The organism is Pseudovibrio sp. SCP20 (genome assembly GCF_057774105.1).
In genome coordinates, this window is record NZ_JBYMDH010000003.1 from 578,111 (window position 1) to 602,497 (window position 24,387).

General features: G+C 51.1%; 17 protein-coding genes and 1 tRNA gene. 2 read left to right on the forward strand and 16 right to left on the reverse strand.

The genetic code is table 11. The annotated features are described in order from the left end of the window. Positions 1–17: 17 nt before the first annotated feature. From AC3CB2_RS15255 to AC3CB2_RS15265, 3 genes are all read right to left on the reverse strand, one after another. On the reverse strand, positions 18–1,325 hold the full coding sequence (locus AC3CB2_RS15255) for an HlyD family type I secretion periplasmic adaptor subunit (RefSeq protein ID WP_352933914.1): 1,308 nt from the start codon (positions 1,323–1,325) through the stop codon (positions 18–20). Further along, positions 1,325–3,508: a type I secretion system permease/ATPase gene (locus tag AC3CB2_RS15260; protein ID WP_352933917.1), complete on the reverse strand. Its 2,184-nt coding sequence runs from the start codon at positions 3,506–3,508 to the stop codon at positions 1,325–1,327. The genes AC3CB2_RS15255 and AC3CB2_RS15260 overlap by 1 nt, the downstream gene beginning before the upstream one ends. An 85-nt stretch (positions 3,509–3,593) precedes the next feature. Next, a complete protein-coding gene (locus AC3CB2_RS15265) occupies positions 3,594–4,955 on the reverse strand; it encodes a TolC family outer membrane protein (protein WP_352933921.1) in 1,362 nt (453 codons plus the stop codon). A gap of 514 nt (positions 4,956–5,469) precedes the next feature. Between AC3CB2_RS15265 and AC3CB2_RS15270 the strand changes: the two genes are divergently transcribed. Further along, positions 5,470–5,546, forward strand: a tRNA-Met gene (locus AC3CB2_RS15270). A gap of 274 nt (positions 5,547–5,820) precedes the next feature. Here the strand turns inward: AC3CB2_RS15270 and AC3CB2_RS15275 are convergent. From AC3CB2_RS15275 to AC3CB2_RS15325, 11 genes are all read right to left on the reverse strand, one after another. Then, positions 5,821–6,207: a hypothetical protein gene (locus AC3CB2_RS15275; protein ID WP_352933925.1), complete on the reverse strand. Its 387-nt coding sequence runs from the start codon at positions 6,205–6,207 to the stop codon at positions 5,821–5,823. A 153-nt stretch (positions 6,208–6,360) separates the two neighbouring features. Beyond that, positions 6,361–7,368, reverse strand: coding sequence for a ChaN family lipoprotein (locus AC3CB2_RS15280; RefSeq protein ID WP_352933928.1), 1,008 nt, complete (start codon positions 7,366–7,368; stop codon positions 6,361–6,363). 298 nt (positions 7,369–7,666) lie between these two features. Next, positions 7,667–10,840: an efflux RND transporter permease subunit gene (locus tag AC3CB2_RS15285; protein WP_352933931.1), complete on the reverse strand. Its 3,174-nt coding sequence runs from the start codon at positions 10,838–10,840 to the stop codon at positions 7,667–7,669. Between the two features lie 3 nt (positions 10,841–10,843). After that, complete coding sequence (locus tag AC3CB2_RS15290; protein ID WP_352933934.1) at positions 10,844–12,025, reverse strand: efflux RND transporter periplasmic adaptor subunit; 1,182 nt, start codon at positions 12,023–12,025, stop codon at positions 10,844–10,846. A 44-nt stretch (positions 12,026–12,069) separates the two neighbouring features. Beyond that, positions 12,070–13,452, reverse strand: a complete 1,383-nt coding sequence (locus tag AC3CB2_RS15295; protein ID WP_352933937.1) for a TolC family protein — start codon at positions 13,450–13,452, stop codon at positions 12,070–12,072. A gap of 119 nt (positions 13,453–13,571) precedes the next feature. After that, the gene (locus AC3CB2_RS15300; protein ID WP_352934189.1) at positions 13,572–14,864 is read right to left on the reverse strand and encodes a sensor histidine kinase; all 1,293 of its coding nucleotides are present in this window, start codon (positions 14,862–14,864) and stop codon (positions 13,572–13,574) included. Positions 14,865–14,876: 12 nt separating this feature from the next. Next, entirely contained in the window at positions 14,877–15,560 is a 684-nt protein-coding gene (locus AC3CB2_RS15305) for a response regulator transcription factor (protein WP_352933940.1), read from the reverse strand. Positions 15,561–15,850: 290 nt separating this feature from the next. Beyond that, entirely contained in the window at positions 15,851–16,675 is an 825-nt protein-coding gene (locus tag AC3CB2_RS15310; RefSeq protein ID WP_014286796.1) for an ABC transporter permease, read from the reverse strand. A gap of 1 nt (position 16,676) precedes the next feature. Continuing rightward, entirely contained in the window at positions 16,677–17,495 is an 819-nt protein-coding gene (locus tag AC3CB2_RS15315) for an ABC transporter permease (protein ID WP_014286797.1), read from the reverse strand. A 108-nt stretch (positions 17,496–17,603) separates the two neighbouring features. Further along, positions 17,604–18,752 carry an ABC transporter substrate-binding protein gene (locus AC3CB2_RS15320; protein WP_352933943.1) on the reverse strand — a complete coding sequence of 383 codons (1,149 nt, stop codon included), beginning with the start codon at positions 18,750–18,752 and terminating at the stop codon, positions 17,604–17,606. Positions 18,753–18,809: 57 nt separating this feature from the next. Further along, positions 18,810–19,910: an ABC transporter ATP-binding protein gene (locus AC3CB2_RS15325; RefSeq protein WP_352933946.1), complete on the reverse strand. Its 1,101-nt coding sequence runs from the start codon at positions 19,908–19,910 to the stop codon at positions 18,810–18,812. A 129-nt stretch (positions 19,911–20,039) separates the two neighbouring features. Between AC3CB2_RS15325 and AC3CB2_RS15330 the strand changes: the two genes are divergently transcribed. Beyond that, a complete protein-coding gene (locus tag AC3CB2_RS15330) occupies positions 20,040–21,029 on the forward strand; it encodes a LacI family DNA-binding transcriptional regulator (protein WP_352933949.1) in 990 nt (329 codons plus the stop codon). A gap of 78 nt (positions 21,030–21,107) precedes the next feature. Here the strand turns inward: AC3CB2_RS15330 and AC3CB2_RS15335 are convergent, their stop codons facing one another. After that, a complete protein-coding gene (locus AC3CB2_RS15335; protein ID WP_352933952.1) occupies positions 21,108–21,926 on the reverse strand; it encodes a tetratricopeptide repeat protein in 819 nt (272 codons plus the stop codon). Beyond that, positions 21,926–24,121 carry a polysaccharide deacetylase family protein gene (locus AC3CB2_RS15340; RefSeq protein ID WP_352933955.1) on the reverse strand — a complete coding sequence of 732 codons (2,196 nt, stop codon included), beginning with the start codon at positions 24,119–24,121 and terminating at the stop codon, positions 21,926–21,928. The genes AC3CB2_RS15335 and AC3CB2_RS15340 overlap by 1 nt, the downstream gene beginning before the upstream one ends. Positions 24,122–24,387 lie beyond the last annotated feature (266 nt).

Here is a 24,387-nt window from a genome sequence, read left to right on the forward strand (position 1 = left end):
ATGCATTTTGAAGGAGGCTAGCGCTCGCGCAGGGCCTCAGACCTTACCTTATTTATTGGTTTTAATAGGTAATCCAGAACGGTCTTGTTGCCTGTCAAAATGTCGATCGAGGCTACCATTCCCGGAATGATTGGTAGAGGCTCTTCTTCAGTTCCAAGGTAATTTTTATCGGTGCGAACAGAGACTTTGAAGAACCGGTTTCCCTTCTCGTCTTCCACAGTATCGGCGGCAATTCGCTCCAACTTCCCGCTCAAACCACCGTAAATTGAGAAATCATAGGCGGAGATCTTAACCGTAACATCCTGGCCAGGGCGCAAGAACGCAACATCCTGCGGGCGAATTTGTGCCTCAATCAGCAAGGTATCTTCAAGCGGTACGATTTCAATAAGCGGTTCACCGCCCTGCACGACCGCCCCAATGGTTGAGATATTGAGCTTGTTCACCACGCCATACACCGGAGCAGTCAAGTCTGTACGGCGTACACGATCCTTCGCTGCCCTAAGCGTTTCCTCAATTACAGCTAGTTCAGCACGGGTAGCTGCAAGCTCCTGACGAGCTTTTGCATGGAATGTCTTTGAAGCGTTCGCGATCCGCTCTTCCGCTTCACGACCAGCTGACATGACACGCCGAATAGAAGCCTCAGTAACCTGCAAGCTGCCGGCCATCTCATCAAGCTGACGCTTCAAACGTAAGAACTCAATCTCTGGCAATACCTTGCGTTTGAACAGACGTTCGTTGATCTCAACTTCTCGCGTCAACGTGGCTAACACTGCTTCAGTTTTGCGCTTTCCAGCAGCTAACTCTTCCAGCTCTTGCTCGCGTTGAAAGCGTTGAGTTTCAAGGAGAGAAATCTCGCTATCAAGTTGGGCCTTGCGTGCCTGATAAACCTGCTGCTCCTCGAAGATCAGCCCCACAGCGGCTTCCTTCAGCTCACCAGCAAAAGCAAGTGGTGTGCCATTGGCCTCTGCCTCAAGCCGGGATGCACGCGCCCATAACCCCCAGCGACGTTGATTTATCTCGCCCAGTTGAGCAGAGAAGTTGGTGTCATCCACCCGGACAACAACATCCCCTTTTTCGATAACCTGCCCTTCTTCAACCAGAAGGTCCTTTACGATCCCACTTTCTGGCGCCTGCACCACTTGTACTTGCCGCGATGGAACAACGCGCCCATCGCCTCGGGTAACCTCCTCAAGCTCTGCTTGCGAAGCCCAAAGAAAACCTGAGATGAGAACAATGAACACCAATACTACGATGTTTGTTGCGGCACGTGGGGGACGTGTTTGCAAACTGGCACGAATGTCTGTTGCGTAATCCCAATTGTTCATCACTGCGCCTCCTCAGCAACCTGACGACTGCGCACAGCTGCTTGCTGAGCACCCATCTCCTGAAGTTTTGCAATCACTAGCTCACGCGGCCCATCGGCAACCAACTGGCCACGATCAAGTGCAATGAGCCTATCGGTAAGCTGTAACAAGGATGTGCGGTGCGTACTGATGATGACGGTAGTTTCCGCGCTATTGAACTCAGAAAGGCGTTGTAGCAATCGGCGTTCGGAGGTTGTATCCAGTTGGCTCGACGGCTCGTCAAGGAACAACACTCTTGGCCTACGCAGCAGCATACGCGCCAGAGCAACGCATTGTTTTTGTCCGCCAGAGAGCAGGCGCCCGCCTTCCCCCACCTGCATATCAAACCCATGCGGGTGCGTAGCAGCAAAGTCCTCCACGCCAGAAATATGGGCGGCGCGCATCACTTCTTCATTCGTTGCTTGAGGACGGCCGACAATGATGTTTTCGCGCAATGTGCCCGTAAACAACACATTGTCCTGAGACAGGAAACCGACACCATCACGCAGGTCAGCAGGGTCGTACTGGCGTGTATCAATACCATCGACCAGCACCGATCCATCGGCGGGCGTATATAGACCACACAACAGCCTACCGATTGTTGACTTGCCAGCGCCAACGCGTCCAATCAAACCAATTGTTTCGCCCGGCCTAATGGTGAAGCTAACATTCTTGAGGGAATCTTCTGCAGCTTTGGGATAACGGAAACTCACCTTCTCATAGGTGATGCTACCAGATTGGATCTGGCTGTTCACATAAGTGCGTCCGGCACTTCGCTCAGCAGGCAAATCCATCATGTTTGCGAGCATTTTGTAGGAGTGCATGGTTTGCCGCAGTCGGGTCAACGTGTTCGCGATAGAGGATAGAGGTGCGAGAACACGACCGCTGAGCATCATCGCAGCGATGAGCCCGCCCATGTTGACGATGCCCTCGCCCACCAAATAAACGCCCCAGATTACAATACAGATAGACACCAGTGCTTGTGCCAACCCTGTCAGAGATTGCGCAAGTGTAGACCAGTAACGCCCTTTAAGGATCGCCGTTGCACTTGCCGCAACTGAACGCTCCCACTTTGTTTGCATGATGCTTTCAGCATTCAGTGCACGGATCGTATCAATGTTGGCTACACTTTCAACTAGCACGGAATGACGTAGCGAGCTTTCTTGGTTGGCTTGTTCAACAGACCCAGCCAACCCCGGTTGTACAAACAGATTGATGAGAATGACAACAGGGATCGCCGCCAAAGGCACATATGCGATTGGGCCAACAATGATGAAGAGCACAAACACAAACAGGCCGATGAAGCACATATCAATGAGCGCAACGAGCGAGGAAGACGTGAAGAATTCGCGTACGGTCTCAAACTCTTTGATGTGGTTGGCAAACTGACCGGTGGATCCCGGTCGGTTCTGCAGGTCCAGCCCTAATGCATGGGAGAAAATTCGCGAGGCAATTGCAAGGTCAGCCTGCTTTCCCGTCATATTGATGATGGAACTGCGCGCGCTTTTTAAAACCGCATCAAAGACAAGCGCCAGGAGCACGCCACTTGCCAGTGCCCATAAGGTGGGAATGGCAAAGTTTGGCAGGACACGGTCATACACGTTCATAATGAACAAGGGAGACGCAAGCGCCAAAGCGTTAATCACGAACGCAGCCAAAGCAACATGGACATAATCTTTCCAAAAACTCGCGATTACCCCCCAGAACCAATGTCCCTGGCGATCAACCCCTAACCCTTGGTTCTCAGAAGCTTGGGTTGCCGGCTTGAAGAACACCGCATGCCCACTGTACAGCTTCTTTAGAGCTTTTAGGGAGATAATCTGCTTCTCATCTGGCGCAGCAGCATCTACCAACACAGCGTGGCCGCTATCTTCCTCTAGCGCAATAAGCACCCGCAGGCTGGAATCTTCCATGACGAGCAAAGCTGGGAGAGCAACTGCAGGGATTGAACTGATCGCCTTCTTTTCTGCAAGTGCCCGCATGCCGCAGTTTGAAGCAGCACGCCCCACCAGTTTCATCTGCAGCTGTCCATTCGAGGTTGGGAGGCCAGCAAGGACAACGGCTTCTGATGCATAATTACCATAGGACCGCGCAATGTACTTAATCGCCGTAACAAGTGGATCTGCGATGTTGGGTGTTTCTGCCTGTGGGCTATCGTCACTCATCGGCTACAATTCCAATCATAGAAAAAAGGGAGCCTATAAAGGCTCCCTGCAACTCATTCAGGCTTTCAGTAAGACTCTGTAGGCCTTAACGCAGCGGCTCAATCTCAAAACCACTAGACTGCGGGAAAACAGAAACAGTGTCGCGACGGTTTGCATTCGCTTCTACAGGTGGCGCAATATTAAAGTACGCAAGCAAGTTCCCTGTTGTACCTTGTAGTTGGTAGGTCGAAAACTTCAAGATATATTCAGCTGAAGTGAGATCAATACGACTGTTGAACAAGGCATTCTCAGCATTCAAAACATCCAACAAAGTCCGTTGACCAATATTGTACTCTTGGCGATAGCCATCAACCACTTTGCGATTTGCAGAGACAGTCTTGCGCAATGCGGTGATACGCTCGCGTGTTGTAGAGACTTGCGACCATGCACGCTCAACAGCTTCTGAGGTTTCACGGCGCGTACGATCAATGCGTGCTTGCGCTTCTGCCAGTTCTTCAACTGCACGTCCCCGCATCGCGGTATCATAACCACCGTTATAGAGGTTCCATTTCAAGCGCAGCATAATACGGTAATCATCACTTCGACCATCGTAGCCTCCTACGTCATCGCCGAATGAAGCAGAACCATTCAAGGTAACGCGTGGCATAAATGCTGAAGACGTGCCTTCCAGTTGGAAACCAGCTGCGTCTGTGTCTGCCATAGCAGAAAGAACCAGCGGGTTCTGTCTGTGCGCGAAAGCCAAAGCAGACGATAGATTAGTACTCGGTGATTTAGCTTCACTAACCGATGCAAGATTTTGCGGGCGTTCTCCAACTACACGGCGATACTTAGCTACGGCATCCAGAAGAGACTTCTTCACGCTCGAAGTAATTAACTCCGTGGCAGCTACTCGCTCTTGAGCTTGAGCTAGATCGGCAGCACCAGTTTCACCGCCATCATAGCGCTCACGCACCTCTCGATAGAGTTTCTGGTGTAGTGCTGTATTTTGCTTAGCACGCTTTAAGATTGCCTGATGGCGCACCACGTCAATGTAAGCTTCAATCGCATCTAGAGCGACAGCCTCAGTACGTTCAAGAACGCGAAGAGCAGCACCATCAACACGTGCACTTTGCCGATAAATTGCATTAACCGAACCAAAACCGTCAAACAGGAGCTGTTCCGCCTCAAAGTTGACTTGCTTTGAAGCGCGCCAGTGCTCTGGCGTATTTGAGTGATCCTTTCGGAAACGCTCTGTACCGAATGAAGCATTCACGCTCAGTTTTGGAAGGAATGCACTCTGAGAAGCACGCAGCTCCTGATCTCTAGCTCGACGATTTGCAGCGGACTCAATGATATCTGGGTTACTGTGAACAGCGGTATCAACAGCATCCCGCAATGAAACAGCATGCGCGCTAACAGAACTCAAACTCGTCAAAATAGCTGCAACAGCAACGCTGCGAATTAACATTATGAGACACCCCAATAACTTTGACCAAAGACCACAAAGAAGTTCGGAAATCTTCTCAGCAGTGAGTTAGGTGCCAAGCAGAAGTCCCTGCTTTCCCTTGATGATCTCTGACCAATAAAGTTTGAAACAAATTTAGATTATTAAAATCATGCAATGACTAAATTATCAATGTTAATTTTGCAATAGTGATAAATCGGTAGTTATTATTAATATATTGTTTGAAGTGTAACATTTTGATCAATGCAACAACACTACATTTCTTAATAGATTTAGACTAACCCATTAACATTGCAAATCATTTCAATAATATACAAATCATCGCGACATCTACAAAGTTGCTATCTTGCCTCATAGAACACTGTATCTAATCAGATATTTTTTGAGAACGACATTTCTCATTCTATCGTTGCTAGTCACGTTACCGAGGTAAAAGAGAATCGACTTCAACTCAAACGATATTTGAAGTAAAATCTTCTACTAGAAAATGAGATGCCATACTTGCCGCGCACCGGATGGCGGGGTAGCTCAGTTGGTTAGAGCAGCGGAATCATAATCCGCGTGTTGGGGGTTCAAGTCCCTCTCTCGCTACCATCTCTCTTCAAACGAAGATCGAGACGACAAGGCACCGCAAGATGTCTTTTTTGTTTTAGGCTTCCTAAAAATTGTAGATCACTTGTGCCAGGCCAGCTTCTCAACTTTGGCAGCAAGTCCCCAAGCTTCAGAAGCTCACTATTACACACCGAGGCAACCAAACAGAAAAGCAATAGTAGGCTGTCTTTTGTTCACTCAGCTTATACAACTCAATTTTACAGAGATTGGATCAGAGGTGCACATTTTGCGCACCTCTTTGATATTGATAAATCCCTTAGAGTTTCTCGAGCTCGCGGAATCTATTCCATTTAATGTGGTTTTGCTGTGCCTTACACCAGTAGCTGTTAGGGTGATAGGAAGTAATCAAACCGCCCCTGATCCCAACTTCCACATACTGGCGCCCAGAATACCCGCCAACCGCATTTTTTGCGTTCAAGCGACCGCAGTAACCGGTGCTCCTATTTGGAAAACGCAGCAAGTTGGAAAGTTCAGCATCCCTGATGCTGTAAGGATCGTAGAAATGCTCTTTTACCGCCTCAATCAGAAGCTTCTTATGTGCAACTGTGGGATTTTTATCTGTCTGGACTTGTTGAACCGTCACAGTCTGACAACCTGCAATCAACAAACACAAACCAACCACAAACGAACGTGTATACTTCATTCCATAACCAAATTTTGAACTGATAAAACTCCACTATCTAGAGCTGTATAAATCAGACATATCAATTCAAATTGTATCGGTTATGCAGGAAAACGTCTCTTTACGGCTCATTGCATATTCTCAATGCATTCCGCTCGCAGCCAAATCGAAACACTACTCCTTGTGAGTATGCTTCTTTCCCATCTTTTTCAGCTGCTCTGCGTATTTTTCACAAGGATCAATTGTTTCTACTCTGCCTGTGAACCAGACGTAGTCGAACCGGTTAACATCGGCGAGGCTGTAATCACTTAACTGGAAATTATCGGAACTAACCTCGACAGCAGCAAGGCTTAAGCGACTGTCATTACTATCAAGCCACCATGGCACACCACGATCTTTGCGTGTATGGCCCGTACCAGCAATCAGGATAGACCCCTGACCGGCTTTCATAGCCGAGCGCATCGGCAGTCCCATGGCAGCATCTTTTAGGCGTTGCATCTCGACCAGCGGCTCCAGGCTCTTACGTGGTACAACACCACAATGGGACCGCTCTAACTCATCCAGCAAACTGTCATGCTGTTCTTTGCTGAATTTCTGACTCCACATCAGGTCTTTGGAAACATCTTCAGGCGGCACGCCACCCTTCCCGACTTTAATAAGAAGCGCACGTTTCGGAGCTCCTGGGGCTATGGTCATGCCATAGAATGCAGCTTTTTTAAAAATCGGCTCATACATGCTCCACGCAGGCCAGCCACGCTTCTCCCACTCCAGATTATCGCCCAGCCCAGATACGTCCTCAGGCTTTAAATCCTTCAACCACTGTTGATGCTTTGGATCAACCATCTCCATAACAATCAGCGGCTTCCTGCCAGAAGCTCCCATTTGCTGCACTGCTTCCACCTGAATCTCGTGATGACGCGGATTATCATGCTTCTCGCCAACCAACAGATGATCCTGGGTAACCGCAAGTTTCCAAAAAGCATCCTGTGAAATCTGTTTGCCCGTTCTCAAATCCCAAATCGTATCCACCAAGGGGTGATCAGTCAGAATAAGCTCAGTTTTGGGCTTTTCGGATAGCTCACCCTGAGCAACTCCGTCTTGCCCGGAAGCAGCTTCACTTGTGATGACCAACGCGCTGTAAGCAACAGCAAAAGAGAGCACATTAATGGCTTTGTTCAGCATGTTCTGTTCCTGAGGCGGGACTTTGCCCACGGTTCTTATGCTCGGATTAAAAGCGTCATCAAACATCGTAATCCAAACAGAATAGACAATTACTTACTCATCATTCATGGATGAGTTTAATTTGCACATGACGCAAAAGCTGGCTTGTCTTTCAAAACAAACCCCACGAGCAACCTCATAGGCCTGCCACTAAAAGCAAATGCAAGCAAACAGCTTCCACCGTTTGCTTGCATTGATCTACTTAAATCAGCCAGCCTCAAACCTCTCTAATTTGAGCAATAAGAAGCCATTTCTCTTATCACTCCCCCGCAGCTGTCACCTCCGGTGCTTCGGTATTCACCGCCTTGGGCGATGCAATCCTAAATACACCCGCTTTCAACCGGCTGAAGTCCTCGAGGATCATCATGAAGGTTGGGATCAGGAAGAGCGTGATCAGGGTTGCGAAGAGGATGCCGAAGCCAAGCGAAACTGCTGCTGGAATGAGGAACTGGGCCTGTTCTGCGGTTTCGAAGATCATCGGAGCCAACCCAGCAAAGGTTGTTGTTGAAGTCAGGATCACGGCCCGCATACGCTGGGTTCCTGCAGCCACCAGAGCCTGGCGGATAGGCATTCCCTTCGCTCGGTTGTCATTAAAGGCAGAGACTAGCAGCAGACTGTCATTCACTACAATACCGCTTAAGGCAAGAATGCCGTTGATGCTAAGGATTGAGACCGGAATACCGACAATCCAGTGCCCCATGATCGCACCTGTAATGCCAAACGGAATGGCAATCATAACCACGATCGGCTGCGTGTAGGACTTCAACGGCACCGCAAGCAGAACATAGATCGCGATGATCGTGATCCCGAAGGCCGTGATCAAACCACCAATCGCTTCTCGCTGCTGCTCAACCTCCCCGCCAAAGTCCACCGCAACACCGGGAAACTTCGCCTGCAGCTGAGGCAAAAGCTCTTCGTTGAAGTAGGTAACCAGCGTATCTGCTGAGATTTCGTCTTTGTTGATCTGAGCATCCAACGTCGCAACACGCTTGCGGGAGCTGCGATAGATCTCATCAACGGTCAGATCAGAATGCAGATTGGCAACAGAAGACAAGAGGATCGGATCGCCAGCAGGCGTGCGAACATAGAGCGTTTGCAGAGCCGCAGCTGAGCTCCGCTGAGCCTCTGGATAACGCACCCGCACCTTCACTTCTTGCTGGTTACGCTGAAACTCCTGTATCTCCGCACCGCCAATAGCCTGAAACACCTGCTCGGAAATAGCGGAGGTCGTGAGACCGACAGAACGGCCATAGTCGGTCAGCTCAATGTTCAGGCGACCGCGCACAGCTCGAAAGTCATTGGTAACAGACAAAACACCCGCCTGCGTCGCCAGCATATCTTCCACGTATTGGCTCGCTGCAATCAGCTGATCTACATCGTCAAGCAGCAACTCAACGCGAAAGTCCGCAAAGTCAAAGTCATCAGCGGCAAACTTGATGGTTTGTGCGCCTTCAACCGGCCCAACAAGTTTACGCCAACGCTCGGCAATCTCGTTGGAGGTGATGTTGCGCTCCAGTGGCGGCGTTGCAATCGCAAGAACCGTCACAGTGCCATCATCACTGGCTTGCATCTCGATGCCAGTGATTGGAGAGACATCGGTGTCACTCTCCGCATCAAGCTGCGCCTTCAACTTATGCGCGGCTGCTTCAATACGGTTCGCCTCAGCAAACAAACGGCCATACCCAAGATCAGGCTCACCTTTGTAAGTCGCAGTCACAATCTGACGAGGGATTTCCGGGAAGAACACCACGCGCACGATACCAGACGGCACCATGTAGACCACAGCCACAAACAGCACCACAAAGCCCAGAGCAGACAAGTACCGCATTCTCAGGCTGAGCTTGACCATTGGACGATAAACACTCTGCTTAAACCGCTCCAATCCGGCACTTACGCCATTCTGGATAACCTTCCATCCACGAGAAAGCGGATTGTTCGGCTTGGCATTGTGTTTGAGATGCGCCAGATGCGCAGGCAGGATAAACTTGGACTCGATGATCGAAAAGACAAGACAGAAAACCACCACCCAGGCAAACACGGAGAAGATCTCGGCCAAGCGTCCGGTCACCAATGTGATGGGATAGAATGCAGCAATCGTTGTCAGCACACCGAAGATCGCAGGTGTTGCAACCAGCTTCACCCCTTTGATGACATTATCAATGCCATCCCCTTCTTTCTCGGTGACGCTGTGCGCACTCTCTGCCACAACAATCGCATCATCAACGACAATACCAAGCGCAATGATAAATCCAAAGGTCGTCAGCTCGTTGAGCGTCATGCCCCAGAAGCCATCCCCCATCAGTGCAAGCGCACCAGCAAAAGCAATCGGCAAACCCATAGCAACCCAGAAGGCAGTACGCAGGTTGAGGAAAAGCGCAAGGGTAACAAGCACAAGCCCCATACCCATGAGGCCATTTTTCAGCATCAGGGAAAGACGGTCAGAGATGTTCTCACTCTCATCCTCCCAAAAATCGAACTGAATGTTGGTTGGCAAGCTGCCTTCTGCCTGCACCTCATTGATGATCTCGCGAGCACGCACGGCAGCCGGAATAAGGCTGGCTTTACCGATCAGCTGAACACTCAGCTTTCTGGCAGGTTGGCCCTGATAGAGATAGATGGAGCGGTCATCTGTATAGGCATCTGTAATCCTGGCAACATCCTGCAATCTGACCACGGTACCATCCGTCTGTGTGATCACAGGAATGCTCTCAAAGTCCTGCAGGAAGTAGCCCTGTTTATCAGCCTTGATCAGAATGCGACCATTCTCATTCTTCAGGCTACCCTGCTGCGAGATAAGAGAGAAGTTGCCAACCTGACGGACAAGCTCAGAGAAGCTGAGTTGATAGCGCTGCAATGCATCTTCCTGCACCTCAATGGAAATTTCCTGAGTGCGCTCACCACTGATGGTAACAGACGGGATCAACTGATCTTCTAGCAACCGGTCTTTAACCCGCCGCGCAACCGTATCCAGAACATCCGGATCAGCATCGCCAAAGATCTCGACCTGAATGGCATCTTCAATCTCTTCGGCCCTTACAACAACCGGCTTCTCGGCTGCTGACGGCAGGGACACTGCGTCCACCTTCGTCTTCACATCAGAAAGCAGCTTATCAAGATCAGTGCCTGAGGACTTTTCGATGATGATCGTGGAATTGCTTGCAGTAGACGTGCTGGTGACTTTCTTGATGCCCTCAGTACCAGTCAGAGCACGCTCGATCTTTTCCGTCACACCACGCTCAGTCTCCTGCGCTGCACCGGACTTATACTCAACGGAGATCGTAACCTGATTGGCCTCAAACCCCGGAAATCCCTCAGTTCGGATATTCATTGCGGTGTAAACACCGGCAACAATGATGCAGACCATCAGCAGGTTTGCTGCGACCGGATTGTGAGCAAACCAGGCAATCCAGCCTTTATGAGTGTTCTGTTGCATGGCTTACTCCGCAGGCTGAGTGGTAACAATCTGCTGCGGCAGATATCGGCTGATCGGGTTCACCACGATCTCCCATGCTCCATGAGCAGGAAAAGCATTCACATCCAGCGCCACATCATCACCACGAGTAAACAGAGGCGAAACTGCATGACGTTCCAGCTTGCTGTCACGGGAGACTGTCCAGACATACCCTTGAGAAGTGATGGCGGAGGCTGGAACCATCACAACATCCGGAATTTTCCGACCAGTGAGCACAACGCTCACAAACGTGCCTGGGCGCATCACAGTGCCCTGCGCATTGCGTGGCTCCACTTGCAACCGCAAAGACTGCTGACGCGTTTGCGCATTGGCTATTGGCCCGACAGACGTAATCCTGGCAGGCCACGGTACACCAGCCCCATTGAGCACCTGCACGGAGATATCGTTCACATCCAAAGAGCTGCCGTTTTCGGTGAGCAACAACTGCCATTGCACTGGCGTCAGAGACACCTCAACCTCAAGCGCATCCGTAGAGTAGACCTCAGCAACTTCCGTTCCTGCTGTGATGTAGCTGGAAGGCGCAACACTGCGGGAGATAACGACAGCATCAAACGGAGCAACAATTCGGGTGTTTTGCAGGTTTCGCTGAGCTTCGACCAAGTTGACTTCAGCAGCCTTCAGTTTCAGCTGTTCCAGCTTCAAGAATGGCTGACGCAAAACAAGAGGCGAAGCTTCGCGGCCTTTGATGTTGGCCCGCTGCCAATCCAGCTCTGCCTGCTTCCCACGCTGCTCTTCCTGCAAAAGAGAAAGCTCAGAACTGGCGACACTCTCCTCCGCAGTTGCAAGCGCTGCGCGATAACTACTGTCCTCAATCTCAGCCAGCACATCCCCCTTCTTGAGCGCCAAGCCCGGCTCAAGTTGCATTGAAAGTCGCAACACTCTCCCGGTCACTTCGCTGGTCAGCTTCTGCTGGTAGTGAGCACTCACAGCTCCGAAAACCGTAAACTGAACAGCTTCAGGCTGCGCCTCTCGTTGCACGACAGATACGAGCGGTCGCGGCAATGTTGGAGCACTGGCATCCTGTGCAGCGACAGTGTGAGGGTTGGCCAATTCTGCCAGAACAGCAAAGACTGAGAGGCTGGCAACCAGAGTAACTTTCGCAAAGGCTGCTCTACGAGCCAGTTTGGGTCGAAGGGTGGTACGCATATTGGGAACTGCTTGTTTGATTGAGGGAGAAAGAAGACGCCTACTTAAAGCCCGATGCCGAAAGCAACAGCCAGATCAACACGGTTCTGCATTCTGCTGCTGCGAATGTTCACCACCGCCTGACGGGCAGCAAACGCATCCCGTTCCGCAGAGAGCAAGGTTACGATGTCTGTCAATCCATCACGATACCGCCGCTCGTACTGCTCATAATTGCTTTGAGAATGGTTCAGAGCACGGGTCAGGATCTGCTCACGTTTGCGCAGGATGGTTTCATTCTGAAGTCCGTTCTCAACTTCCATCACCGCTGTCAGTAAAGTCTGTCGATAGGATAGCCAGAGGCGGGCCGCGTCCAGATCAGCCTGCTTTGCCGTTAAGCGGCGATTGCCGCCATCCAATATGGGAGCAGACAAAGAGCCAAGGAGACGCCATGCCGGTCCACCGTTCAACAGATCTGCAAGGCTTGCGGATTGATCGCTTGCAGTGAAGTTGACTGAAAAGGTTGGCAGCAGATCCTTGTAGCTGGCTTTATGCTGCAGGTCCGCAGCTGCGGCCCGCTCATAAGCAGCTAAAAGATCTGGCCGCCGCCCAAGAGTGGTGGCAGGCATGGCGCCCTTAGGCAGCTTGACGTTGGGGAGCAAGCTACCAGTCTTAAAATGAGTGTTTGGCATCTGGCTGGCCGCAACCTGCATCTGCCGCTTCAACTGATCGATCTGAACAGTCCGATCAGCCAGATCAGATTGCGCATTGGCCGTCGCAGAACGCGCCGCTTCCAGATCACTTAGCTCGCCAATACCGCGCGTGAACTGATCGGAAATGATCTGCTCTGTGTTGCGCAGGCTGGAAATGCGGGATCGATCCAGATTGGCAAGTTTCTCCAGAGCTGTCAGCTGAACCCAGTTCCGCATAGCCTGCGCAGCAAGAGAAGCTCGCGCAGCCAGAAGATCATGAGCACTTGCCCTCAGAGTCCGGTCAGAAGCATATGCTCGGTCAGAGAGCTTCCCCCACAGATCCGCCTCCCACTGAACTGTGAGATCTCCACCCACGGAGTTCTGATAGGACGAGCCTTGGGCAGATTTCACACGCTGGCGATCCGTTTGACTGTTGAATGTCAGTGTCGGCCAGAGCGTGCCAGAAGCTTTATCGCGCTCCAGCTCAGCTTTTTGCAAATCAAGCACAGATTGGCGAAGCGAGATGTTGTTCGCCAGCACCGCATCAACATGCTTGTTCAGTTTCTTATCACTGCTCAAGGCAAGCAGAGACGAAAGAGCCTGCCCGTGAGTAGAACCTTTTTGGCTCCACTCTGTTGGCGTCCGACCAACTGCCATCTCTTCCGTAAATGTAGTCCGTTCAGGACTGAGACTGGTGGTGCAGCTTGCCAGCAAAACGCCCGATGCAGCAAGAATGAGTTTGTGCGATAAAGACCGCATGTCCTATCCCCTATAAATTCTTAGGGGAGAAATGACACATTAGCGATTATCGCTAGGTAACGACGTAAATAGCTACAAAATAAAGAAAATTGCAGTTTCGATTGCCGAACGGACACCAATTAGAAAACCACGCGCGTCGTAACACGCTCGCCCACTTGCTCCATCTGGAACTCCCAGTTCAACCGGCGTGCAATCCGTTTGATGAGCGAAAGCCCAACACCGTAGCTCTCTTCAAACACAATCTCACTTTCCTGTTCTGAAAGCTCTGCTGACTGATTGCGGATGAGAATATCTCGGGCACTGATTGAGATCTCAATCGGCCCGTGTTGCGTGTGCTGAAACGCATTGCGCACCATGTTCGCCGCAACAATACACAGCGGTACGCGTGGAGCATCGACCACAGTCTCGGGAAGGTCAACGTGAAGTTCAACGTCCTTACCGCAGAGCAGGTATCTGTGATCCTCAATCACCTCTTCAAGCAGCTCGGCAAGATCAACCTTCTCTAAATCAGGATTAGGTTCCTGCTCGCGCCCGAGCCAAAGCAGCGTTGCAACAATCGTCTGCATGGAATGGCTGGCCCGCTTAATCCGTTCCGTAACCTTCCGTTGCTTATCGTCCGTTGCAATCTTCTCCATAACACTGGCATTGCCGGAGATGATGGTGATGGGTGTTCGTAGCTCATGGCTGGCATGGCGCAAAAACGAATGTTCCCGCTCAACAAACCGGCCAAGCCGCCGCGCAGCATTGCTCAGGTGATCACCAATCTTATTCAGCTCATCATAATGGAAATCAGGACGCTGCTCGACCGCACTCGTCTCATTCAACGTATCCGCCCATTGCTGTAAAGCTGCGATGCGCCGGTTAATACGCCGATTGATGAACTGCGACAGCAAAAACACCAGTACCAGGATGATCGCCCCACCGACATACATAGTCCGTTCAAGCAGGTTGAAGTTTATGCGCCCTTGATTTTCCAGCTCTTTGTTCAGTTTCAGCATACGGAGAACGTAAAGCGTTCTCCCATCAGCAATCCGATCAGCCAGAAAAAAGACGACCGCCTCCGGGCGATCCCCAACACCTCCAATAGGTTCAACCTCAGGATCTCCAAGTACAATCTTATCTTTCGGAAAAGCCTCTTTTACCTTTGGAGGCAGCTCATCATAATTGAAGGTTGAAAAGATCCTGCTCTCATCTGGAGGCTCACGCTCCGGCTGATTTTGCAGGGCTCGTTCATAGGCATGAATAAAGCCTTTCAACTCAAGCTTGTTCGACAGCTCCAGACCCGCAATCATGTAGGAAAACAGACCAACGCTGTAAACCAGCACGAGCATACCGACAAAAGCGAGCAGCCAGTATCGCAGCTCTCGTTTAAGCGTCTTGGCTTTCTTCTTTTTGCGCCAGAATAATAACATCACCAATCAACCTCAGGTCCGCAGAGCAAAACCGTGCCCGGCAACTGTATGCAGCAACTGCGTTTCATAAGGACGCTGCAACTGGCGACGCAGCTTATATAGGTGCACTTTAAGGCTATCACTGGCAGGCACCTGATCTCCCCACACAGCTCGCTCCAACTCCTGCTTACTCAACACATTCGGTGTGCTGCGCACCAGCTGTTCCAGTAAGACCCAACCAGTCGGTGAGAGCTTAAGCTTCCGCCCCGCCCTACTCGCCTGTCGCGCACTCAGGTTCACTTCCAGATCCCCAATGGTCACACTCGTCGAATATCCTTTGCTCCGACGCACCAACGCCCGGATGCGAACAGCCAACTCAGGAAACGCAAAAGGCTTGATCAGATAATCATCCGCACCAGCTTCAAACCCAGCCACCCGATCACTCACGGCATCACGAGCAGTCAGCATTAGGATCGGGCACGTCACATTCTGCGCCCGCAGCTGCTCACACACCGTCAGCCCATCCACTTTAGGAAGGGTGAGGTCCAGCAAGATCAGATCGTATTGATTTTTCAGCGCACTATCGAGACCCACCTGCCCATTGAAGGCATAGTCACACTCAATATTTTCAAAGGAAAGGTAGTCACCAACCGTCGCAGCCAGATCCATGTCATCTTCAATAAGAAGAACAAGCAGCGCATTCATTTCCATCGGCATCACTCAGCCCTGCCTGTATTCCATCACAAAACCTGGAAGAGCTTTCGATCGTAGCCGATCAAACTTAAGAGGCGGTTGAACAACGAGAAAAGCAGAAACATCCGAATACACCTATGAAGGATACATTCTCCGAACATTCCATAGCCCCAGTAACAAGCCGGTTATCACGTAACTACATGATTTAAATAATCTATATCACTCAAAGTAACCCGCACATACAAAAAACGGCGACCTGACAATAAGGCCGCCGCTCTCAAACATGTCTCTATCCCTGTCTCAGGAGGGCTAACTCAGCTCCCTACCTTCGCCAGCACATCTGCTTTTAGGAACCGTTCGATGAACAGCATGAAGCCGACGGATGGCACGAGCAGGATGAGGGAGGAGATGGAGGCGATTTGGTAGTTACCTTCCATGCTGGAGGTGAACAACAGCATAGGCAGCGTCACCACATCCGGAGCACCGACAAAGTAGGTTCCGGTAAACTCATCCATGGAGATCAGGAACACGAAGATCGCACTGGCCATAATGCCCGGCAGTGCAAGGGGCAAGGTCACGTCAATAAAGGTCCGCCAGCGCCCTGCTCCCATGTTCCGCGCAGCCGCTTCCAATTCTCCATCAACCGCAGCAAAAGCCGCCGTTGCGATCCAAACAGCAAACACCAGCCCCTGACTGGCATGAACCAGCACCACGCCCATAACAGTGCCAGTCAGATCCAGACCATAGAAAATCCTCGCCACGTTCATATGCACCGCCACAGCTGGGAAAGCCTGCGGGAGAAGGAACAACAGCATGATGAGATAGCGGAACGGCATTTTACCCCGCGCCAACGCATAGCCTGCCGGAATAGCAATCGCCAGACTGACAACCACGGTCAGCAGAGCGATCCAGATGCTGGAAAACAACGCTTCCGTTGCATTGCCCTCTGGACGGAAAACACGCTCCCAGAAGGAGAAGCCGTATTCCAGTGGCAGTTTGTAGGGGAAGTACCAAACCTCAGCCACAGCCCATAGCAGCATGTTGGTGATCGGGCCAAAGATCGCAAATGCCAGCAGGCTCATGGTGAGCACACGTGTGGTCATCCGCACCCAATTGGAAGAAAGAGTAGCCTGAACCATCTTATGCCCCTTTATCTTTGAGGCTCTGGCGCAGATAGAACCACGCAACCACCCCGGTAAACAGATAGGACATGATGCCCAATGCATTGGCGACGCCGTAGTCGCCGTAAGAGTTGATCCGCCACGCCATATCAACGGTCAGCATGGTTGGAGATTGCGCGTTGATCATCAACGGCACAGAAAGCACCGACAGCATAACTACATAAGAAAGGATCAGGCCAACCATAAGCGTAGTTGCAATCTGCGGAACCACCAGCTCAATCAGAATACGCAAGCGAGACGCCCCAAAGATCCGGCCCGCATCAATGGTGGTACGATCGATAGAGGCCATCGCACCGGCAACGAGCAGTGCCACAAACGGTGTCTGCTTCCATACGAAGGTGATTACGATCCCGCGCCAGTCCAGATAACTCTGTGCTGCCAGCGGCTCGATAATGCCCGAGCTGGTCAGGATGTTGTTCATCATCCCGTTCTTCGCCAAAAACGTACGCATCAACTGCGCACTCACAATAAACGGAATGAACAACGGCCAGCGGTACAGCCATTTCAGAATAGCAACAGCAGTCTTGTTTTCACCCAGTGTCAGATAACCCGCAATCGCAACGGCCAGAATGCCGATAATCACCGTCGACAGACTGACGATCACAATCGTGAACAGGATATCTTTGGAATAGAACTCAACGGCCTTGGTAAAATTGGCGATATGCCAGCTGCCTTCGCCATTGTCTGTGAAAGCTGAAACCACAGAATAACCAAAGGGATAAACAAACAAAAAACCGATCATCAACAATGCGGGTGCAACCAACAAGATTGCTCCCATCCGACCTGGCCCAACTGACATACTTTGTCCGCTCATGGACACCACCTCTTCCCAAAACCAAACAAGCCGGGAGAGACAAGTGCCCCTCCCGGTTTCTCTCAAAAGTGCTTAGTTAGCAACCTGCTTCTCGTAACCTTCTTTGATGTCGTCAAAGTAAGGACCGATTGGGAACGGCTGACCTTTCTGAGCCAGTTCCAGAGGGGTCACATCAGTAAACAGCTTGGTCCAGACCTTCTCATCCAGAGATGCTTTCACGTGGTCTGCATCAATGCCTGGGTACCAGTTAAAGCGGTTCACAATGCCTTCCGCCTGCACAGCCGGACTGGTTGCCAGTTCGATGAACTTTTCAGCCAGCTCTTTGTTCGCAGCCTTCGCAGGGGTTGCGTAATAGTAAGGCTGACCTGGCATGCCAGGAGCAATCAGCTTCAGTTTCAGGTTTGGTGGAATACGGCCATCACCCTGCCAGGAGTAGAACATGTCAACCCAAACCGGGCCCATCACGATCTCACCACGGTTGAGCATGTCCAGCGTACCAGCATTGCCCGGTGTAAAGGTCACGTTCTCGTTGAAGGCTTTCAGATCAGCATAAGCCTGCGCCCATGTCTCTTTCTTAGCCGCATCATATGGACCGCTCTGCAGGGTCTTGGTGTCGCCTGCATAGGTGTACATCCAGCCAGTCACAAACGCGACGCCGGACATTCCGTTCTTGATGCCGTTGTAGCCGAACTGTTTTGGATACTTCTTCACCCACTCACGCAGTTCGTCATAGGACTCAGGTGGGTTAGGAACCAACGCTGGGTTATATGCAATCGCGGTCTGGCTATGGAACATAGGCATCACGTAGCCGCCAACGTAAACGCCGAGCGCGTTCTCAGCAGTCTCACGGGTCACCATCTTGCCGGTTTCGATGTTACCGCGGAAGTCGGCCAGCAGGCCCATTTCCTTCATCTCACCAGTCTTTTTCTGGGCCGCAACGATCACGTCGATATCCCACTGCTCCTTGCCAGCAGCAGACTGAGCTTCAAGCTTCTCAAGAATTTTCTGGGAACCGGCATCTCCCGGGCCGGTGCCTGTGACGCGAACTTTCACGCCTGGATATTTTTCTTCAAAAAGAGGACCCAGATAGTCGGTCACGTACTCGACCATATTCTGGGAACCGCCGGTAATCACGTTCAACTGGGTTTCAGCTGACGCAGGCATAGAAACAGCAATCACAGCACCTGAGATTGCGCCTGTTAGAACTGACTTAAGTGTCATCACTCAAATTCCTGGGTTAAGATCGTTGAGAAAAAAGTTCTGTTCACGTTAAATGTGTCAGGCCGCCTCGGAATAAAGGTGAAGCCCACCAGCTGGCACGCAGATCGTCACTGCATCGCCAACTGCATATCGACAAGGATCGTCGATCATGTAGAGCTGCCCGGCGCTTTCTATTTCGTATCGAAATACCCCCCCCGGATAGCTGAGTTGTGTCACCCTACCGGCCAGAGCCAAATGCCCCTCAGGTACGGTTCCATCGGCAAGCAGATGCGCTGCACTGGAGCGGAAACGCCCCCGAACAGATCCGACAGCTGTCGCCTGCCAGTTCACACCTCCATCACCAATCTCGTTTGAAACGCTTAAGCTGGCAGCCTTGACGGCCTCCTGCTCTGATATGCTCAAAGTTCCATTCGCACGCTCAACATTGAGGGCAATTTCGTTTTCAGCGCCCATAAAGGTCGCCACAAAATTGGACTTTGGCTGCTCATAAACTTCCAGAGGCGTTCCCACTTGCGCAATATGCCCCGCATTCAAAATGACAATGCGGTCTGCCATCACCATGGCCTCTTCCCGGTCATGGGTCACATGCACGGCTGTCAAACCCATACGCTGTTGCAAAGAGCGGATCTCATGACGCATCGACAAACGAATACGCGCATCAAGGTTGGAGAGCGGCTCATCCAACAACAGGATTGGGGAATCGACAGCAAGCGCACGCCCAAGCGCCACACGCTGACGCTGGCCACCAGACAGGTTTGGCACTTTGCGATCACCAAAATCAGCAAGGCCAAGCAGAACAAGAAGTTCATCGACCTTACGATTGATCTGCTCCTTGGACATGCCACGAAGCTTCAGACCATACCCCACATTCTGGCGAACCGTCATGTGTGGCCAAAGCGCATAACTTTGGAACACCATAGCCATGTTTCGCTGCTCTGGCGGCAATTGCGCAACATCGCTTCCATTGACGCGGATCTGCCCGGACATGGGCTTGATGAAACCGGAGAGACTTTTCAGAAGAGTTGTCTTTCCGCAGCCGGATGAACCCAACAACGCAACAAACTCGGATGAGTTGATTTCAAGATCGATGTCATGAAGAACACGGTTCTTGTCGTAACCAACACACAGCTTTTCGATTTCGATTCCTACGCCAACCATTCCGGAAACTTGCCCCCCTTTAAGCAACCAAAGCGTTATGCTATGAGTTTTGGCAATCGATTGCAATAGAGGTCTTGTAAGGGACTTCTTTGAAGGTAAAATGACAATCATCCTAGATAGTAAGAAGCTATGAAAAGACTGACAGGTAAAGATGTTGCACGTGCTGCTGGCGTTTCTGCCTCTGCTGTTTCCCGCGCGTTCACAGCAGAGAATCGCCTCAACAAAGCGACTCGTGATCACATCCTCAAGGTCGCAGCTGAGATGGGCTATCGACCAAATGCACTTGCACGCTCCCTCATCAAACAGGAGTCAGATCTCGTCGCTGTCGTGTTCGGAAATACCGATGGCATGTACGACAAAGACTTCTTCAATCGCCTTTCTACTGAACTGCAAAAGCGCGGAAAATGGGCGCTGCAAATCCGCTCGGAAGAAGAAGAAAACATCGCAGAAACACTGGGCAAGGCACTCATGTATCCGGTTGCAGCCGCAATCGTCCGGGCTGGCACAGTTGATCTTCAGGTGATCGAAAACAGCAAGCAGATGCACGTGCCGCTGATCTACACCGGACTAGGCCCTACCATGAAAGGGGCAGACTGCGTCTGGCTCAATTACAAACGCGGTGGCCAGCTCGGAACGGAACATTTGATCAAACGTGGATGCAAGAAAATCGCCTACATCGGTGGCATCGAAGGCATCACTGCAGACACTGGTCGCCGTGAAGGATACCTTGAGGCCTTGCAAGCTGCAGGACTGCAACCACACAGCATTTCACAGACCAGATTCGACTTCGAAAGCGGAATGCAATCTGCACTCACACTCCTACAAAGTGATAACCCGCCAGATGGTTTTTATTGTGTATCAGACGCGGCTGCACTTGGAGCTCTGAACGCAGCTAAATCTCTTTTGAATTTGCGTGTACCGGAAGATGTGGCGGTGGTTGGCTCCGACAATATGCCGATGGCCGCCTGGCCCTGCTTCGACCTCACAGCCGCAACAAATCCTATCGACGAGATCGTCCAGAACCTCATGAGCACCCTGGAAGCCCGCCTCGCCGATCCCTCCCAAAAGGAAATGTCCGTCGTCGTAGAACCCCAACTCGTCATCCGCGGCAGTGCCTGATTGAGAGCATTCAAAACACCAATAAAACCGGCTGATGCATGTACAAAAGCATCAGCCAGAATAGGTTAGCTCATTAGGTCAAGGGCAGTCTGCACTGCCCTCCTTGGGCTTGAGGACACAAGACAAAATATTGGCAACGCCTTCAGGAATCTCCACTTCCCGCAAGTACTCATCGCGCCCATAACGCAGGAACTCACTGCGAAAATCATAATCAGCCCACGGCTCCTTGGTCTCTCGCAAGCTGACAGCCACACTCTCAGCCTGCAAAAAGTCACCAATTTCCAGCAGGCTATGAAAATAGACTAGGCGTGCAGGCCAGTGCTTTGGCGTTAAAGGAACACTTTGGTGAAGTTGGGCAAGAACAACAGCAGCCTCCTCCATCCTCTCCCCCTGAAAGTATAACATGCCAAGCCGTCCAAGCTGCTCGGGTTTCAAAAGTCCTTTAGCCCCATAGTACGTAAGCTCAGCAAGTTCTTCCTTATAAAGCCCCTCAAACCGCAGTGTTGAGAGCAACTTGTCACGGTCCTCTGGTTCAGTGCTCAACCGCGCAATAGCCTTCAAACTCTCAACATAGCCTCGGAGATCTCCAGATAAGCGGTGATAGAGTTCGATCTTTCTCAGAACCCAAAGATCATTCGGAGATTGCTGCACATAAGCCTCGTGCATCTGGTGCATCTCTTCCACAAAGCCCAGTTGCTCAGCAATCTCAGCAAGTTGAAGCAGCTCCTCTGGAGTGCTGTTTGTTCGGTCAAAAGTCCTCAGCAAATCCTCACGGGCTTCAAAGTACTTTCGCTCTTTAATCTGCACGGCAACTTTCTCAGTTTGCCCCGGTACAAGCGCATACCCCACACCTAAAAACAGCAAATAAAGCGACAGGTATTTGAGGAACCGGATCATCACTGCTCCTCCATTTCAATCATGTGCGCTGTCGACACCGAGTTTCCGCAGGTGAGAGAAATCTCAAGTGGTTCCATACCAGAAACAGGAAGATCGAGATGCAAATCTCCGGCCTGTGAAGCTTGGACCTCATCACTCAGCAGGACAATCTCCCTACGCTTCACTTCCAAGCGGTAGGAAAGTGCAGAAAGCCCATGGAACTGAAACTCACCAACACCAAACCCAAAGCTGCGAAAGCTGATTTGGCAAGGCTCAGCACGCCAATCATAAACCTGCCACCGCGCCTCAGAGATGCTGGCAAAAGGCACCGCACTGGCCGCATCTCTCTTCGCGAGCACAATCTCTGGAACACGCGCGGAAGGATCAAGCGAGACATACAGAGACGTCTGATAGGGCTTCGAACCAATCACACCAGCGCTCTTTGACAGATCAACCTGCCATTGCTCTGCGTCATCAAATCGAAATGTTTGCAAACTGCCTCGGTTCAGAACCAGCCAGCTTCGCTCACTTATCTGATAAAGCTTCACATCAAAGAAGCTGTTCACAATCGCTGCATAGTGCGAAGCAAAGATTGGTAGATAAGCTCCGTCCCGAGCCCGATCCAGATGCTTCTTCACAGCACGCAATGACGCATCATGTTCCGCTGAGTAGGTGTGGTAGTAAACATTGTAAGGCCTTAATCGGATCGGGCTCTCAGTATTATCAACGGTCTGATGCAATTGAGAAAAACCATAGAACGGGCCGGTCCAGTCGTTCGTATACGTGTTCTCGTTACTCGCAACCGCATAGATCTGCCGCTCAGCCCCTACTTGCCGCGATAATGGCGCTACATAACTGAGAGACGGCCAATCCCGATCAAACCGTGTATCACCGCCATTCATGTTGTAGACACCAAGCTCACGTGTATAAGCAAGCGCCTCTTCAAAGGGCTGCGTATCCCCTGACCACAAAAACAGCTTCGCTTCTTTGCCCACCGGCGCATAACGCTCTGCCTGTTGCAGCGAGCCACCAATCTCACCAATCAGCGAAAAAGGTTTGCGCATGTAATAGCGCGGCATCGCCACGTTCTGGGCCAGATACTTTTTGAAGGATGATTTGCCACTTTCACCAAAGAACCGACGGGATAACCAACTCACAGGTCCTTCAGCCGCCGGAGTCTTGGCAACGTTTTTCTCCTCTATGAGAGCCAGCTCTTTCTCGCGGTCGTAGTCCCTGTAAAAAGCCCAATGAAACGGATGCGAATGCGTGTGACTCGCCACTTCCACCTGAGGAAGGGCGAACAACTCCCTCACCAGACCAACACCCCGGTCATCCCCACCTTCACTCTTGTCGACATCGGCAGTCACAAGACCATAAGTCACCGGAAGATCAGGATAAGGTTCGATCAGCTCCCGCAGCATGACCTCACCCGAAAGCACCTGCTGATCCCGATACATAGCTGAGTAAGAGACGTTGTTCCAGCCATCTCCATCAATATGAGAAAAGTAAATCCGCCGCCCCATCAACGTGGAAGTATCCGGGATTGGAAACAGGCTTGGTCCAAGAGCACGCTGGAGAAACCCTATAGGATCAATCAGCCACTTATGGCGGTTCAGCGCATCATCCCTGGCAATCGCAAAGCCAGATTGAACATAAGCTCCCCTTGCCCCGATAAACGCCAGCTGCGTTCGTTCTGCACCAAGCCGTTCTGGCGGGCGAACAGAAGCAACGGATAGACCATTCGCAGAGATCTGCGAGACCAATGAGTACCCCGGCAGGATCTTGTAAAACGGCCGTTCAAACTCCATCAGTTCAGGATGCAGCTGGAGATCTAATGATCCACTCGTCAGCAGAACAAATCCAGTCTCAAACCGCAGACCCAAATGCTCCAGAAACGAGTTCAGAACAACGCGATCATCCTGAAGATTCTTGACCCCGGTCTCCCCGAACACCAGAAACCGTCGCCCAGCACGAGCGTGTTCCTCTGCCCATGCAAAATACCGATGAGGATCAGCCAGTGCGCCCTGAAACCACGTGACCACCGCTGCTGCATTCTCCAAGTCTCCCACCTCAGGCAACTCAGCATTCACATCCAGATAGCGGATCGAATACCCGAGATGGTTCAGAGGCATTTCAAGGAAGTTATGTATTGCCGTTGCAGATGGTTCAGCTTCACGATGGCTGTCATAGATCCCGATGATCTCACGTTTCACCATCGCAGCCTGCGAATTATTGATGAAACATACAAAGCCAAGCACACCGAAACCGTACAAAATAAGGGCGCCAAGCTGCCTAGTAATTCTAGCTAAAAACAATTGCCAGATACCTTCAATATGGAAGGGATATAAAGAACAATTGCTACGCACTTCACACATCCGGAAGACACCAATAAGTAAGTTAAGACTGAATACTTATTGCAAACAAATCATTCCAAATCCAACCCAGAACCTAATACCCTCACTTTCCATAGAGTTGAATATAA